The 16,684-nt window shown below is 43.7% G+C and carries 14 protein-coding genes and 2 pseudogenes; 7 read left to right on the forward strand and 9 right to left on the reverse strand.

All coding sequences use genetic code 11. The features are described from left to right. Positions 1-1,038: a UDP-N-acetylmuramate dehydrogenase gene (murB, locus tag B3J29_RS04935; protein ID WP_005236046.1), complete on the reverse strand. Its 1,038-nt coding sequence runs from the start codon at positions 1,036-1,038 to the stop codon at positions 1-3. Between the two features lie 3 nt (positions 1,039-1,041). Beyond that, the gene (locus tag B3J29_RS04940) at positions 1,042-1,551 is read right to left on the reverse strand and encodes a low molecular weight protein-tyrosine-phosphatase (RefSeq protein ID WP_005236052.1); all 510 of its coding nucleotides are present in this window, start codon (positions 1,549-1,551) and stop codon (positions 1,042-1,044) included. Between the two features lie 118 nt (positions 1,552-1,669). On the opposite strand from B3J29_RS04940, the pseudogene B3J29_RS04945 reads away from it, so the two are divergent. Continuing rightward, positions 1,670-2,729, forward strand: a pseudogene (locus B3J29_RS04945) (iron-containing alcohol dehydrogenase). A 55-nt stretch (positions 2,730-2,784) separates the two neighbouring features. Beyond that, on the forward strand, positions 2,785-3,219 hold the full coding sequence (locus B3J29_RS04950) for an acyl-CoA thioesterase (protein ID WP_005236056.1): 435 nt from the start codon (positions 2,785-2,787) through the stop codon (positions 3,217-3,219). A gap of 7 nt (positions 3,220-3,226) precedes the next feature. Here the strand turns inward: B3J29_RS04950 and dnaX are convergent, their stop codons facing one another. The 5 genes from dnaX to B3J29_RS04975 all read right to left on the reverse strand — a co-directional run bounded on the left by dnaX (position 3,227) and on the right by B3J29_RS04975 (position 9,879). After that, positions 3,227-5,314: a DNA polymerase III subunit gamma/tau gene (dnaX, locus tag B3J29_RS04955; protein ID WP_005236058.1), complete on the reverse strand. Its 2,088-nt coding sequence runs from the start codon at positions 5,312-5,314 to the stop codon at positions 3,227-3,229. Positions 5,315-5,589: 275 nt separating this feature from the next. After that, positions 5,590-6,033 (reverse strand): copper resistance protein NlpE N-terminal domain-containing protein, encoded by a 444-nt coding sequence (locus tag B3J29_RS04960; protein WP_005236059.1) that lies wholly within the window; start codon positions 6,031-6,033, stop codon positions 5,590-5,592. Between the two features lie 83 nt (positions 6,034-6,116). Then, complete coding sequence (locus B3J29_RS04965) at positions 6,117-7,379, reverse strand: serine hydrolase domain-containing protein (RefSeq protein ID WP_005236061.1); 1,263 nt, start codon at positions 7,377-7,379, stop codon at positions 6,117-6,119. Positions 7,380-7,438: 59 nt separating this feature from the next. Then, the gene (locus tag B3J29_RS04970; protein ID WP_005236063.1) at positions 7,439-8,293 is read right to left on the reverse strand and encodes a MaoC family dehydratase; all 855 of its coding nucleotides are present in this window, start codon (positions 8,291-8,293) and stop codon (positions 7,439-7,441) included. 194 nt (positions 8,294-8,487) lie between these two features. Further along, the gene (locus B3J29_RS04975) at positions 8,488-9,879 is read right to left on the reverse strand and encodes a 3-oxoacyl-ACP reductase (protein ID WP_034703537.1); all 1,392 of its coding nucleotides are present in this window, start codon (positions 9,877-9,879) and stop codon (positions 8,488-8,490) included. Between the two features lie 240 nt (positions 9,880-10,119). Here B3J29_RS04975 and B3J29_RS04980 point away from each other — a divergent pair, with 240 nt between their 5' ends. Next, on the forward strand, positions 10,120-11,637 hold the full coding sequence (locus B3J29_RS04980; protein WP_004783924.1) for an acetyl-CoA C-acetyltransferase: 1,518 nt from the start codon (positions 10,120-10,122) through the stop codon (positions 11,635-11,637). Positions 11,638-11,731: 94 nt separating this feature from the next. On the opposite strand, the gene aceI is transcribed toward B3J29_RS04980, so the two are convergent. Beyond that, complete coding sequence (gene aceI, locus B3J29_RS04985) at positions 11,732-12,163, reverse strand: chlorhexidine efflux PACE transporter AceI (protein ID WP_005236068.1); 432 nt, start codon at positions 12,161-12,163, stop codon at positions 11,732-11,734. Positions 12,164-12,257: 94 nt separating this feature from the next. On the opposite strand from aceI, the gene B3J29_RS04990 reads away from it, so the two are divergent. The 4 genes and pseudogenes from B3J29_RS04990 (at position 12,258) to B3J29_RS05005 (ending at position 16,235) form a co-directional block, all read left to right on the forward strand. Further along, positions 12,258-13,148 carry a LysR family transcriptional regulator gene (locus tag B3J29_RS04990; RefSeq protein WP_005236069.1) on the forward strand — a complete coding sequence of 297 codons (891 nt, stop codon included), beginning with the start codon at positions 12,258-12,260 and terminating at the stop codon, positions 13,146-13,148. Between the two features lie 89 nt (positions 13,149-13,237). Then, positions 13,238-14,209 carry a transaldolase gene (gene tal, locus B3J29_RS04995; protein ID WP_004783929.1) on the forward strand — a complete coding sequence of 324 codons (972 nt, stop codon included), beginning with the start codon at positions 13,238-13,240 and terminating at the stop codon, positions 14,207-14,209. Positions 14,210-14,291: 82 nt separating this feature from the next. Next, positions 14,292-14,949 (forward strand): annotated as a pseudogene (leuE, locus tag B3J29_RS05000) (leucine efflux protein LeuE). A gap of 110 nt (positions 14,950-15,059) precedes the next feature. Continuing rightward, positions 15,060-16,235 (forward strand): benzoate/H(+) symporter BenE family transporter, encoded by a 1,176-nt coding sequence (locus B3J29_RS05005; RefSeq protein WP_005236072.1) that lies wholly within the window; start codon positions 15,060-15,062, stop codon positions 16,233-16,235. 36 nt (positions 16,236-16,271) lie between these two features. On the opposite strand, the gene B3J29_RS05010 is transcribed toward B3J29_RS05005, so the two are convergent. Further along, positions 16,272-16,616 carry an SMR family transporter gene (locus tag B3J29_RS05010; protein WP_005236073.1) on the reverse strand — a complete coding sequence of 115 codons (345 nt, stop codon included), beginning with the start codon at positions 16,614-16,616 and terminating at the stop codon, positions 16,272-16,274. Positions 16,617-16,684 lie beyond the last annotated feature (68 nt).

Below are 16,684 nucleotides of genomic sequence, written 5' to 3' on the forward strand. Positions count from 1 at the left end.
TTATTTATCCTGATGAGATCGAATTAAGCCTTTACAATCAAATAATACCGGTTCAGGTTCGAGCATAATCTTGAATTTGTCCCAGACAGCCTGCTGTACTGCGCCATAGGTTTGACGGACATCCTTCAGAGAAGCATGACCATAGTTCACCAGAACCAGTGCCTGTTTATGGAACATGCCTACTGGCCCAAGCTGTTTCCCCTTCCAGCCTGCCTGATCAATCAGCCAGCCTGCCGCCATTTTAACCTGATCATTGGCCTGCGGATAATGGGGCAAATCAGGAAAATGCACAGCAATTTGGTAAAAAACCTGTTGATTTACGATAGGATTTTTAAAGAAACTTCCCACGTTTGGAAATTCTTTAGGATCAGGCAGTTTGCTCTGACGAATCCGGATCACCTGCCGCTGCAAGTTTTCTGCTGTGAGATTATCACCCACCGCTGCTTTAAGATCACCATAATTCAGTTTCAGATTTACCTGTTTTAGTAATTTAAAAGTAACGTGTGTAATCACATAACGTGTTGGATCATCTTTAAAAATACTATGACGATAGGAAAAATGACAGTCTGCGGCAGGAATGGAATCAAATTTTTTCAGCTTACGGTCATAGACCTCTACCGCATGAATAAATTCGCCGACCTCGACACCGTATGCCCCAATATTCTGCACTGGAGATGCGCCGACTAGCCCGGGAATCAGGGCCAGATTCTGCAAACCATAGAATTTCTGTTCTGTCGTCCAGAGTACGAAGTCATGCCAAACTTGGCCCCCGCCTACCCGCAGACATTGATGCTGCTCATTTCCTTCCAGCATTTCAATGCCCTGAATATCCATATGCAGGACGAGTGCATCAATCTGTTCCGGCAATAACATATTGCTACCGCCAGAAAGAATTAACACATTCAGTTGTTGCTGCTCAGCAAACTCCAGTGCGGCAATCAGATCATCAGTTGATTGGATCTGGCTGTAATAAGCGGCAATCGCTTCAAGATTTAGCGTGTTAAAAGGTTTAAGTTGAACCTGAGTCTGAATCTGCATGACTTAAACCTTTTCTGTTTGATGTTGTTTAAAAATTTCTACCCAAGCCCGACTGCTGGACTCACATTGGTTCAGGACACGCTCAAAACCATCTGCCCCGCCATAATATGGGTCTGGCAAAGCCTGTTTTGGATAGTGCTGATCATGTTCACTCATTAAAGCAACCTGGGCACGCAGGTGTCCGAATTCTGCCTCTGCCTGATGCTGAAGCGCGTGAATATCCGCCAGATTTTCCAGATCCATCGCCAGAATCAGATCATAGTCAATAAAATCATGGGTTTTAAGTTGACGTGCACGCAGACCGGAAAGATCATAACCTCGCTTTAAGGCATGCTGCTGGCTACGCAAATCAGGTGCTTTCCCCGGATGGTAATTACTGGTTCCTGCTGAGTCGACCACAATATCGAGTTTCTGTTCATCACAATAATGTCTGAGTACCACTTCTGCCGTGGGAGAACGACAAATATTTCCCAAACAAACACATAACACCTTATATGGCGTTCTGGATGACATAAACAACCTCAGAGTTAATCATTTTCAAGATACTTATGTTAAGTTATTTAACTGATGAATCCTATATCACCGCCCCATAATAATTTTGTATTTGCGATAAAAATTAAAGGATAAAGACATGAATCGATTTCAGTTTCAAACCGTTCCCAACATCATCGCCGGCCTCGGTACGATTCAGGAATTATCCTCTATTCTCAAACAGGGCCGTTATCAGCGTGTTTTACTGGTCACTGACCCAGGTATGCTACAGCATCAATTACACCTGCCTATTCTGGAAATTATTGAAGATGCGGGACTAGATTATGCAATTTATTCCGATGTACAGGTCGATCCACCTGAGCATGTAGTGCTTGAAGCCGCAGATTTTGCCAAACAGGAAAATGTCGATATCGTAATTGGCTTTGGTGGTGGCAGCTCTATGGATGTCGCNNGTTCCTACCACTGCAGGTACAGGATCTGAAGTCACCCCAATTTCAATTGTCACTACCGGTGAAACCACAAAAACCGGCATTGTGGCACCGATCCTGTTTGCGGATACTGCCATTCTGGATGCAACATTTACCCAAAATCTGCCACCTTTAATTACTGCTGCGACCGGCATTGATGCCATGGTTCATGCTATTGAAGCTTATACTTCTAAAATCAAAAAAAATCCTTATTCCGATATGCTGGCCAAGCATGCTTTGAAACTGTTAAATGCCAATCTTCAACGTGTGCTGGACGATGGTCAGGATCTGGAAGCACGTCAAAACATGCTGGTTGGCTCGATGTTGGCAGGTCAAGCCTTTGCCAATGCACCAGTGGGTGCTGTACATGCGTTGGCTTATCCGCTAGGTGGACATTTCCATATTTCGCATGGACATAGTAATGCACTGGTATTAACTGAAGTGATGAAATTTAATACACCGGATGCCAAAGCCCTCTATGCCGAACTGATGTGCTGGTTAGATCCGCAAAGCAAAGGCTGCCATGATGGCCTGACTGACCTGTTTATTGATCATTTTAATAACCATCTGGTGAAAAGTGGCTTAACCCTGAAACTCAAACAGTTAGGAATTCCTGAACATATGCTGATGATCATGGCCGAAGATGCCATGAAACAGGGCCGCCTGTTACAGAACAATCCACGTGAACTTACTCTGGAAGATGCTTACAACATCTATCAGTCGATTTATTAAATTTAGGTTTATTTTTTAACTCAGCAGACCTAGTCACTACAAGTTATTTTAAAATATGAAAGCAGCTCTTAAACAACGTGAACATTATTCATTTTTTCTGCCGATACAGACTCGTTGGGCAGACAATGATCTGTATGGCCATGTCAATAATGTCACTTATTACAGCTATTTTGATACGGTCGCGAATGCCCTCTTGATTCAGGAAGCCGCATTTGATCCCAAATATTCTCCAATAATTGGACTGGTGGTCAGCTCGCAATGCCAGTTCAATCAGGAGCTGTCTTATCCGGAAATTATAGAGGTAGGTGTCGCCATAGAAAAAATGGGTAATAGTTCTCTCAGCTATGATCTGGCAATCTTCAAAATGAACTCTGATACGGCAGCAGCTCAAGGCAGTTTCGTGCATGTGTTTGTCGATCGCTACACACGAAAAAGCACCCCGATTCCAGCTGAAATGCGGGATGCTTTAGCGCGTTTTGTCTCAGTATAAGATTATTTTATTTCAGCTGAATATTGTGCAATTCACCATCAAACTGTTCTAGCAAGTCACGTACAGCCGGTTCAGCCTGCAACAGCTCTTCTGCACGTTTAAAAGCACGTACTTTACGTTCTTGCTGCATGGTATATGGCGTTAACTGCTCTACATCTTCAAACTTCACCTGGAAAATGGTCTGCGGCCATTGTTCCCGCAAAGCTGCTTCCAGATGATGTTGTAGCTGCGACAAAAGCGGCTGATAACGCTCTGGAATATGAAATACCGATGCTGCATTAATCTGGCCGGTCATGATGCCATACTGAGCCAGTTCCTGAACTGCTGGAGATAACTGGCTGTTACGAAACCAGAATTCCCATTTTTCTACCGTCCATTCACCTTGCATATTCTGTACCGGAATTTGCAGAATATCCTGAGGCATCAGATTACGGTCTGTAGAAATATTTGTATTTGCGATTTGAGTTGATGCAGCCTCTGTCTGAGTAGAAATTTCTGGCCGGCTTTCATCTGCTTTATGAATCACTTGTTCTGATCCAGGAGTCGAGGCATCCAGATTAAACTCCGGTTCTTGTTCTACTAGTGCAGCAGTATCATTTTCAGGAATGAATTCTTCTAAGAGGAAATCATCACTGCTGGCTTCAGGGCTGGATGGAACAGGTTCTGCAGGAACATCGTCAAAACCAAACAGACCATCTTCCAGGTTTGGATCAAATACAATTTGTTCAGACTCAGATTGTTCTACTCTAGTTGATTCAGCTTGTATAACTTGAGGCTCAGAATTGGTTTCTGGCTCGTCTTCATCCAGAAAGTCATCCGAAGATAGTTCAGACTGTGCAGTGACTGGATTATCATCCTGATCGTCTTCATAGTCATCATCTAAGGAAAAATCTTCTACAGCTTGAGCAACCGGAGCACTTTCCTGCTGCGTTATCTGATTTTGTTGTGAAGCTGAAGCAGCAGGTACAGCTTGTTGTATCTGAGCTGTATTAGTTGGAATTTCATTGGGCTGTAGCGGACGGAAGGCTAGCAAACGCAGCACCGTCATCTCAAAGCCTTGCTCCTGCGTAACCGCAAGCTGTAGGTCAGCCCGGCCTTTACAGGCAATCTGATAATACAGCTGCAAATCTTGTGCTGAAATTAAAGCCGATAACTGCATGATCTTTTGATTGATCTCGGCACTGTATTTCAGGCTTAAATCTGGCAGATATTGTAATAAAGCCAGTTCATGCAAGGTAGAAATCAGCTGATCTAAAACCAGTGATACATCCAGCGCCTGCTGACGGAACTGCAATAACAATTCGCTGACACGTGCTTTCTGGTTTTGATGAATCGCCAGAATCAGATCATAAATAATTGTTCGGTCGATCAAGCCCAGCATGTCTTTGACATCCTGATGCTGGATCGCCCCCTGACCATAGGCAATCGCCTGATCGGTTAAGGATAAGGCATCACGAAGCGAGCCCTGAGCAGATTCAGCAATCTGCCAGATCGCATCCTGATCAGCCTGAATGCTTTCTTTCGTCAGGATATTGCCCAGATGTTCGGTAATTTCATCAACAGCCAATGGACGCAAAGTAAATTGCAGGCAGCGAGAAATAACGGTAATCGGCAGCTTTTGTGGATCTGTGGTAGCGAACAGGAATTTGACATGCTCCGGTGGTTCTTCCAGTGTCTTTAATAGAGCATTGAAAGAATGCGTGGACAGCATATGTACTTCATCGATCAGATAAACCTTGAAACGACCCTGAGTTGGCGCATAAGGGACATTGTCCAGCAGCTCACGGGTATCTTCGACTTTGGTACGTGATGCCGCATCGATCTCGATCAGGTCAATAAAACGGCCTTCATTGACGGCGGTACAGGTCGGACATACCTCACAAGGAGTTGATGTAATACCGGTTTCACAGTTCAAGCACTTCGCCAAAATACGTGCAATCGTGGTTTTACCAACACCACGCGTTCCCGTAAACAAATAGGCATGGTGCAAACGGCCACGCTCCAGTGCACTAGTTAAAGCACGTGAAACATGGTTTTGACCGACCAATTCGTTGAAATTGCGGGGACGGTATTTTCGCGCAAGTACTTGATACATGTATGCTCCTTTTTACAGGTCTAAGCATACTGTTTTTTTATAAAATAGTGAATGAATTAATCAGTTATGATCTGGAGAGATAGGCCTATCAAACTGATTTAAATCAACTATCTCGAAGCTGTTTGCTCCATTTTTATGCCTGAGTGAAATATCAGAATAGTTTTTGTATATTTGAAAGATAAAATATCTATTGATCTTCCATCTATTTGAGTAGATGAATACAATCTTAAAAATAAAAATTTCTGATCGAAGGTAAAGAATTGAGTTGAATCTGCTTAAGCGAATCGCCCTAAAATAAAATCACTCTGCATCTGGTAACGTTTACCGCTTTTGTCTTCACGGATTTCCAGCACATGCTCTTCCAGATCAACATACAGTAAATTACGAGTTGCTACATTCACCAGCTCAATTTTCTGATAAGAATCATCCTGAAAACGAATTGGACCACTAAAGGTTTCCACCCCATTATGACCACTCAGGCTTTCACGCTGCAAAGTATAAGTCTGATCTTCATACAGAGTTAGCATGACAGCCATACCTGGGCAATCATCACAACGCGACAAGCAGCCCATACAAGGAGTTGTACCCTGATACTCTCCCGCCCATGCTGGAATCTGCGCCTTGGCTTCAACAATAGTATTTTTAGCTGACTGGGATTGATCCTGACAACCGAATAAAGCACCGGTTGCCACTAAGGGAATCAGTATTACTTTTTTCATGATTTCATTTCGCAGCGCTGGAATTTGCCACAAAATAGCATATTTTAAATGACTGACTAAACTCCCAAATCAAGGATATTCAGTTAGCGCCAGCCTTTTCTTCCTGTCAATACCGCATCAGCACAGCGCAAAGTTTCCTGCGTCAGCCCCCAAAGACGGTAATCTCCAGTTAATGAACCTGTGGGGAAGTTATGGGTATAGGCAAAACTTAAACTGCGTTCCGGATCGCACCAGGCACCAGAACCGTTAAAGCCCATATGACCGAAACCTGTAGAGGCTTTACCCAAGGTCAAAATACGGTGATAACCCAGACGCCAGTGCATGGGTACAGGCATCACCCGATCACGATGGGTATATTGCACCTGGTTTAGTCGCTGCAATACTGGAGGTGAAATCAACTGCTGGCCTTGCCAGGCACCGTGATTGGCCAACATCACATAGATTTTTGCCAGACTCTCTGCAGTAAAGACGCCATTAGCCGAAGGAATAATTGCCTGTAAACCTTCATCACTAAAGAAGTTAAAATTCTTCATGCCTTTAGGAATCATGCCATCTTGAAAATCTTGTGGACTCTGACCACTCCAGATCAGGGCGCGCTCTATTAAACCGGGTTTGCGTGCGGCTACTTTTTTGCCTTTAGAAGATTGAGATGCAGACTTTGCTTTAAAGATCGGTCGTGCAACTCGAGGCAGTTCATCCAGCGGCACACTAAAATAGGCACCATTTAATTGCAGAGGCTGAACCAGATATTCCTGCATTAATTGGTTTAATGATTTACCGGTTGCCTTTTCCAATACTCCACCCACTTGCCATCCAAAAGTCAAAGGTTGATAAGCGGCATCTGTCGTGGTCTGAAAACGTGGTTCAGCTGCCGCGATCCGCTCCAGCATGTGTGACCAGTCAGCCATTTCAGTGGCATCATCAATGATATTACGGATATCAAACAAGCCACTTTGATGGCTCAGCATATGTGCCAAAGTAATCGACCGTTTACCTTTCTGGGCAAATTCAGGCCAGTATTCTGCAACTGATCTGTCATAGTCCAGATAACCTTTACTGACCAGAATATGCGCTAGGGTTGCTAGTACACCTTTGCCAGTGGAATAGCATAGTGACATGGTATCGGGCTGCCAGTTTTCTGTGGCAGACTTCTTTCCGGTATAAATATCGACAACTTTTTGTCGCTGAAAATATACGACAAGTGCTGCACCACCCTGTTCAGTACGTGCATCCTGTAGGCGGCTAAACTGACGAGCAAGGTCGCGAAAACGCGCATCTACATTGCCCTGATAATTATGCTGATCAGCAAACAGATAATCTTTAATTGGCTGCATCATTCTATCCATAGAATTTTGATCCCTTAAAATGAAAAAGCCTAAATCGAGTTTAGGCTTTTAATTCAGATTTAAATTGCTTTTACATGGCCGGTCACATGCGGCTTCTGGTTCTTGCTGTTTCGGATCAGGAAATCTGTATCATTCGCTGCTTGAGCAGTCAGGAACTCAACTTTAGAGGGTAAATACATCGGCAACTTGAACCAGACATCGGCTTCATAGGCATCCGGCAAGGATAGATTAGCCAGTGCTTTGGCTTTGCTCCACATACCATGTGCAATCGCCTGTTTAAAACCAAAAGCCTTCGCTGTAACAGCATGAATATGAATCAGGTTAAAATCCCCTGAGGTCATGGCATAACGGCGGCCGGTATTTTCTGAAATTTTCCATTCAGTATTCAGCTTATAGTCCGGCGCTTTACTTTCTGCCGATTTTGCAGCAGCTTTAGCATCAGTCTTTTGACGTGAAAGATAAGTCGTTAATGCCTCAACGACGACTTCATTGCCTACTTTGACTGTGGTAATAAAATCAAACTGAACTCCTTTGTCATGTGGATGTAATTCACCAAACTTGCATGACAAGGTTAAAGTCTCATTTACACCGACTTTACGGTATTGCTTGACCTGATTACGGATATGTACCAGTCCTAAAATCGGGAACGGAAATGCTTCCGAGGTCATCATGTGCATTTGCAGGCTTTGAGACAGCACGGTCAAATAAATAGCTGGAATATAACCATTATTTTTAAAGCCACATACTTCATTATAAGCTTTTAAATGTTTCTGATCGACCTTGAATGAATCCACCACATATTCAACTTGCGGTAGAACTTTTTCAGCTTTCGGCTTTTTAAAAATCAAGCCTTGAATCACTTTTGGATAGGCTAAATAAGGTTTTGGAAGTTGACTAAAATGGCGCGTATTCATACTGAACCTTTGGAAATATTATCTTTATAAAGTGACCTCTCCTGAGCATACTTCAATCATTGTATGAAAGTGAAGCACTAGAGAGGTTTTGAGAGTTCTTGGAATTTTCTCTTTAGAATTTTAATCCCCCTGAACCCCCTTTATCAAAGGGGGACTTCTCCTCTCTTTTATAAAGAGAGATCGGGAGGGATCTATTAAGCCCCTAACAGGCTTTGACCACAGACACGAACCACGTTGCCATTTAAACCTGTTGAAGCCGTAGAAGCAAACATGGCAATTGTTTCTGCAACATCTACAGGTAGACCACCTTGGCTCATTGAGTTCATACGGCGGCCTGCTTCACGGATTGCAAATGGAATCGCAGCCGTCATTTGTGTTTCGATAAAGCCCGGTGCAACAGCATTAATCGTTATACCATTTTTTAAGGTTGGTGCTGTGAATTTTACCACACCAATCACACCCGCTTTAGACGCTGCATAGTTGGTTTGACCCAGGTTACCTGCAATGCCTGAAATTGAGGATACACAGATAATACGGCCATTAGCATTTAGACCATCGTTGGAGATTAAATAGTCATTTACACGTTCAATGGCAGACAGGTTGATGTTAATCACCAGATCCCATAGCTCAGGTTTCATATTAGCCAAAGTCTTGTCACGGGTAATACCAGCATTATGCACAATAATGTCCAGACCACCCTGCTCAGCTGCTGCTGCTTTGATTTTTTCGCCTGCATCTGCAGCAGTAATATCGATGGCTAAAGTTGAACCCCCAATTTCACCAGCTACACGGTCAAGGTCCGCTTGCTGCTGTGGAACATCCAGACAGATGACATGTGCGCCATCACGTGCCAATACATGAGCAATCGCTTCACCAATACCACGGCTCGCACCAGTCACTACAGCGGTTTTTCCTGCTAATGGTTTAGTCCAGTCCACATCCACTTTTTCAGCAGGTGAAACACGGATCACCTGACCAGAAACATAGGCAGAACGTGGAGAAACTGCAAAACGTAAAGCAGACTCAAGATTTGCTTCAGCACCGGCATCTACATAGATCAGGTTCGCTGCAATACCCTTTTTAAACTCTTTACCCACAGATTTTACAAAACCTTCCAGTGCGCGTTGAGCAATTGACTGACTGACTGATTTAGCAGTTTCAGGCGTAGTCCCCACAATCACGATACGGCCAGAACTTTGAATTTGACGTGCAATCGGGTTAAAGAAATCATAAAGTGATTTTAATTGTTCTGAATTTTCGATTCCTGAAGCATCAAAAATGACAACTTTGAATTTTGATTCTTTATCGCCCGGATTAAACGCACCCAGATTCAGTCCAGCTGATGCAGCAGCCTGTTGCAGTTCAGCATTGTTACCTGCATAGCTATTAGCATGAATATTTGCCAGAACCTGAGCAATAGCACCGGTCAATGTACTTGCCGGTGCTGCTCCAAACAATACCGCGCCTTTAACTACAGGTGTAGCAGACTCAAAACGGTCTAAAGAAGTTGGGGATGGCAGACCCAAATTTTTAATGACAAATTTACCAATAGGAGATTTTGCGAAAGTTTGGTACTGATCAGTCATGTTTATTATCTCTCATACAAATTAATTTTTGGTTGATCTAAAGTTATCCTTAAACTTCAGTATGATGCCAGACACTTATATTTCAATAGATCTACCAGATTCCGCCCAATCATACTTGAGATAACAGGCAGATGACTTGACCTAAGCGCAGTCTGTAATGTCATTGTAGTCAATACAGCCTATCTTCTTCTATGCTAATGTAACCACCAAGAAGACGATCTATTTGCCTGGTAAAGCCTTATGAGCAAAACAACTCAAGATAATCCAGCAGTCGAGAACTCTGCGACAGAAACTGTGTCAAAACCATCAACGCGTAGCAAGCGTAGCACTAAAAATCCTGATACAGCCAATGCCGCAGAAAAAAGTCCGGCTAAAACCACACGTACACGCAGTACATCTGCACGTACCAAAAAAACGACTTCAAGCCAACAAGATTCAACATCTATAACACAGACTTCTGTTCAACAGGAACCAAACATGAGCCAAAATACAGTTCGCCGCGTTGCTATTATCGGTGGTAACCGCATTCCATTTGCACGTTCTAACGGTGCTTACTTTACGGCATCCAATACTGATATGTTCACAGCAGCCCTGAATGGTCTGGTTGAACGTTTTAATCTTCAAGGTCAACGCTTAGGTGAAGTGGTTGCAGGTGCTGTACTGAAACATAGCCGCGACTTCAACATGACTCGCGAATGTGTACTGAATACTGCTCTTGCACCGGAAACCCCTGCTTATGACATCCAGCAAGCATGTGGTACTGGCCTTCAAGCGGCATTCCTAGTCGCAAACAAGATTGCTCTAGGTCAGATAGAAGTGGGAATTGCAGGTGGTGTAGATACGACTTCTGATGCACCAATCGCTTTTGGTGATGGCTTACGTAAAGCATTACTTGAGCTGAATATTGCGAAAACGGCGAAAGACCGTTTAAAAGCACTGACTAAAATCAATGTGAAAGACCTGATGGATGCACCAAAAAATGGTGAGCCACGTACTGGCCTGTCTATGGGTGACCATCAAGCAATTACTACACTGGAATGGGGTATTTCTCGTGAAGCGCAAGATGAATTAGCCGCTTCTTCACACCAGAAAATGGCAGCAGCCTATGAAGAAGGTTTCTTTGATGACCTGGTGACTCCATTCCTGGGTCTTGAACGTGACAACAACTTGCGTCCTGATTCTTCAGTTGAAAAACTGGCGAAACTAAAACCTGCTTTTGGTAAAGGTGATGCACGTACCATGACTGCGGGTAACTCTACTCCACTGACCGATGGTGCTTCTTGTGTGCTACTGGCTTCTGAAGAATGGGCTAAAGCAAATGGTCATGAAGTACTGGCTTACCTGACTTTCCAGGAAACTGCTGCCGTTGATTTTGTAGAGAAGAAAGAAGGCCTGTTGATGGCACCTGCTTATGCAGTCCCTCGTATGCTGGAACGTGCTGGTCTGAAACTGCAAGATTTTGACTACTATGAAATTCACGAAGCATTTGCATCGCAAGTACTTTCAACATTGAAAGCTTGGGAAGATCCAAAATTCTGTAAAGAGCGTTTAGGTCTGGATGCTCCACTAGGTTCAATTGACCGTGCCAAACTGAACGTAAAAGGTTCTTCTCTTGCTGCAGGTCACCCATTTGCAGCGACTGGCGGTCGTATTATCGCGACTGCGGCAAAACTGATTAACCAGAAAGGTTCAGGTCGTGTGCTTGTTTCGATCTGTGCAGCTGGTGGTCAAGGCGTAACAGCAATTATTGAAAAATAATCCAAGCCTCATATAAAAAACCGCTCATAAAGAGCGGTTTTTTATTGCAGTAATTTTAATAGAGCACTGAAGATTACTCTAGTAAAGACTCAAGTTAAGCTTTTCGGTAGTCTGGTTCCAGACCCATTTTGGCCTCAAGCTGGTCATAGCACCACTGGAAAATAAAAGTATACACCAGAATACATAATGTCATCGCCAGATCCAAAAGAAAAGCCTGCGCCAGACTGATCTGTAATGCATAAGCCACCATCGGAATCGTCGCCAGCATCAAACCACCCTCAAATCCAATCGCATGAGCAATCCGCACTTTGATGGTTCTTTTCAAACGATGTTTGGCTTCAAACTTTTCAAAATAATGATTAAACAACATATTCCAGAACATTGAAGTCACAGCCATCGCAATTCCGAGAGCGCCTGTGACCTCAAGCGGCATATGCATGAGCGTACTCAGTAAAATGGCAATCACCACCAATAAAATACCTTCATATAAGGTGGCATGAATCAGTCTTCTTTTCGAAATTAACATTTCAGTTCATCAAGTCAGGAGATAAAAGAATTTTATTTCTTTAAATTTGATTATTCGAGTTAGAATCTATCAATAAAAATGAAAGATAGAATTCATGAATACTAATCAAGAACAGCTGCTGATGTTTAAACTGGTCATGGAAACCGGCTCCTTCTCTGCTGCTGCACGTAAACTTGGTAAAGTTCCTTCTGCAGTGAGCATGTCCATTGCCAATCTGGAAATTGATCTTAATCTGGTGCTATTTGAACGCATTGGCCGTGAACCGAAACCCACCGCGCAGGCGAAAGTGCTATATGAAAAAACTGAACAGCTTTTGGTTGAAATCAATCAATGGAAGCAACATGCGCTTGCGCTCAGTTCAGGCCTGGAATCTGAATTAAATATTGTGGTGGTGTCTGAATTACTCCATACCCGCTGGACCGATTATATCGTTTTGCTGGAACGGGAATTTCCAGCGCTGCAAGTTAATGTATTTAGCGCACCCCAAGAGGATGCTCATCGCATGCTGTTTGAAGGTTCAGCGCAGTTAGCGCTGATGTTTGAACGAGAACAGTTGGAAACCCGTGAACAGTTTATAGAATTAAAGCGTGAGGTACTGGTCGCCGTTGCGGCCAAACAGCATCCATTAAGTCAATTTCAACAGGTCAGTTATGAGCAGATTTTACAAAGTCGACAGATTGTTGTTGCCAGTCGTGATCGTAGCATTAAGCCAGAACTGCTCTTTTCCCGAAATTACTGGCGCACTGACAATCATCAATCTGCCTGTAACATGATCCTGCAAGGTTTAGGCTGGGGGGTACTTCCTCTGGAAATGATCAATGAACAGCCACACTTGCAGGAGCAACTACAGATCTTGCAGCTGCTCGATTTCACCCCAAAATTTGAATATTTTGTCGATCTGGTCTGGAGTCGGGAAACTCGACTGGGTACAGCTGCTCATTTTTTGATTAATCACTTGCGTCAGCAGCGAAAAACCGACCATTAATCACAGAAATTCAACGACAGTCTACTTGGTAAGAGGATGATTTATGATATATAAGAATGCATAAGTAATAACCATAGAACTAGATCGTAATGACATTAACTGCATTAAACCAATTAAAAAACTTGACGACTATTGTGGCAGATAGCAGTGATTTAAGCGCAATTGAGAAATTTCGCCCTCTGGATGCAACCACAAATCCATCTCTGATTACTGCTGCAGCGAAACAGCCTGAAAATCAGGCATTGATTGAAGCTGCTTTTCAACAAGCCCAGCAAGAAGGCTATGTTAATAATGCTCTGATAGAACGCACCATTGATATTTTGACCGTCAAATTCGGTGTTGAAATTTTAAAACTGATTGAAGGTCGTGTTTCGACTGAGGTGGATGCCTCCCTGTCTTTTGATACTGAAGCGACCATCGCCAAGGCTAAAGAATTACTCGCGCTGTATGATCAATATGGGATTAATTCTGACCGCATCCTGATTAAGATCGCATCGACTTGGGAAGGCATTCAGGCAGCAAAAGCATTGGAAGAAGAAGGTCTCCATACCAACCTGACCTTATTGTTTGGCCAGCATCAGGCCCATGCCTGCGCTGATGCCAAAGTGACTTTAATCTCACCTTTTGTCGGCCGCATTCTAGACTGGTACAAAAAAGCGGAAGGTGTTGAGTCGTATCCGATCGAAAAAGATCCGGGCGTACTCTCAGTGAAGCGCATTTATGAGTTCTATAAAACGCATGGGATTAAAACTGAAATCATGGGTGCAAGCTTCCGTAGTATTGAGCAGGTTCTGGGCCTCAGCGGTTGTGATCTGCTCACTGTCGCACCAAACTTGCTGGAACAACTGGAAAATGATCAGCGTGAAGTACAGGCTCAACTTTCAGCCAAAGATATTCAATCTCAAGGTGAACTGAGTCCAATCAGTCATGCCGATTTTGATGCACAACTGAAACAGGACCAGATGGCCAGTGAACTACTGCAAGGTGGTATCGATGGCTTTATCAAAGCCCGTGAGCAACTGGCGGCTTTATTAAAGGAAAGTTTTTTGAGCACCACCTAATTTCACAGCGAATTTATAGAATTTCTGCAGGCCGATGTTGCTATAATGCCGCATCGGCTTTTTTCATTTTTGCGAGTTCTTCGTGTTTGGTATCACAGATCTAACGACCTTTATCATTGGGACAACGTTAATTGTGTTACTGCCAGGGCCGAATTCCCTCTATGTCATGTCGATTGCCTCCCGCTTTGGTGTCAAGACCGGTTATATGGGCGCCTTAGGGGTTTATACCGGTGACCTGATTCTGATTCTATGTACGGCGTTAGGCGCAGCCTCTCTACTTCATGCATTTCCCGTGCTATTTATTGCCCTGAAAATTATTGGTGCTGTCTATCTCAGTTATCTTGGGATCAAACTGATTATTGCCGCCTATCAGACTTTTTTTCCGAAACAGTCGTCACAACGTGTTCAGATTAAAAAGGCTACTTCTGAAACTGTCGAGTCGATTCAGCCCTTTCGCACAGCATTGACGATCAGTGTTATAAATCCTAGCAATTCTATTTTACTTGTCTTTTTTTGTGCAGTTTGTCGATCCTGTTTACCCTTATCCGGCACTGACTTTTGCACTCTTGGCTTTAATCCTGCAACTGATCAGCATGACCTACCTTTCAATCCTGATCTTTTCCGGGGTCAAACTCGCGAGCTATTTCAACCAGAATTATAAATTGACCGCTGGCGGAGTTGCTTCAGTAGGAATTCTATTCTGCGGGTTCGGAATCAAACTGGCGACTTCAACCTTCTAAAAATTAGTAGCTTTCTGGCAAGAGCAGCTCTTTCTAAAATTGTTAAAAACATTGTGTTTATATATGAAAAGCGTATGATTTAAACGCATTTAAAAATAGTGTCATGGATGATGCATAAACTTTTACAAGATCTCTCCTTTCCTGCCATCATGGCGGGTTTTATTACCTGCATGATTGGGATCAGCGTATCCGCCGTACTGGTCATTGAAGCAGCGCAAAGCCTGGGTGCAAATGCAGCGCAAATCAGTTCCTGGTTATGGGCACTCGGTATAGGTATTGGAGTTTCCGGCTTGCTGCTTTCCTGGAAATATCGTTATCCGATTTCCACCGCCTGGTCGACAGCCGGTCTGGCATTAATTATTGCCTCCGCAGGCCATTACAGTCTGGCCGAAGCGATTGGCGCTTTTCTGATTTGTGGCATCCTGATTGCCTGTCTGGGATTTTTCGGAATATTTGACCGGATTTTTCAGTTTATTCCGCAAAGTCTGACCAGCGCCATGCTGGCTGGTGTCTTGCTGAAATTTGGTATTTCGGTATTTGGCAGCCTGCAACAATCTTGGGGCTTTGTGCTTACAGTACTGGCCATCTATCTCATTTCCAAAAAGCTCAGTACCCGTTATAGCATTGTCATTACCGTCTTAATGGCAATTACGCTCTGTCCGTTCTTTATCGATTTTACGCTTCCACATTTGAACTGGAGCATCGCCCAGCCTGTATGGACCACACCAGAATTTAGCCTGCAAGCTATTTTAGGACTGGCTCTTCCGCTGATGGTGATTAATCTGGCATCGCAATATTTACCAGGCCTGGCTGTAATTAAAAGTTATGACTATCCACCCAAGGTAAATTCGATTTTAGGCTGGACGGGCCTCACTCAGGCACTACTCGCTCCCTTTGGCTGTTTCAGTGTTAATCTTGCTGCAATTAGTGCAGCAGTCAGTCTGGATGCACAGGCACATCCTGATCCAGCTAAGCGTTATATCGCAGGTATGAGCTGTGGTCTGTTTTATATTCTGATGGGTTTCTTCGCTGCGACCCTGACCAGCTTATTGATGGCTTTTCCGGGTATTCTCATTACGGTTCTGGCCGGCATTGCCCTGTTTGGCACCATTAGCCACAACATTGCAGTGGCTTTTCAGGACACTCATGACCGGGAAGCCGCACTGATGACCTTTCTGTTCAGTGCATCCAATATCCAGTTTTTCGGCATTGGTTCTGCTTTCTGGGGCCTACTGCTTGGCTTGATGGTTTATTTACTATTTAAGCTTAAACCTCAGCTGGCTTAAATTCATGAAAATAGAGATAACTTATAGCTATCGGTTTTAATGCCCCGCTGCTTGAGAAAACAGATTAATGACCACCACACCGGAAATAATCAGGGCAATACCAATAAAAGCAGGAAGATCCAACGCCTGCTTAAATACAATATAACCGACAATGGCCGTGAGAATGATCCCGACTCCGGCCCAGATCGCATAAGCAATGCCTAAAGGAATCACCTTGATCACCTGAGACAGCAAATAAAAGGCGATACAAAATAAAACGACCACCGCTAAAGAAGGCCACAAACGGGTAAAGCCTTCAGATTTCACCAGAAATGTAGAGCCAGTGACTTCGGCAATTATAGCCAAACCCAACAAAAGATATGCCCAAGTTGCAGGGTTCATTTATTCATCCTCCAAATCTGTCTTTCCTAAACCAAAGCTTAGGGTTTGTTGACATTTACTGTTCATAA

It is taken from the genome of Acinetobacter sp. UBA5984, from assembly GCF_002429925.1.
Taxonomy (GTDB): Bacteria; Pseudomonadota; Gammaproteobacteria; order Pseudomonadales; family Moraxellaceae; genus Acinetobacter; species Acinetobacter variabilis.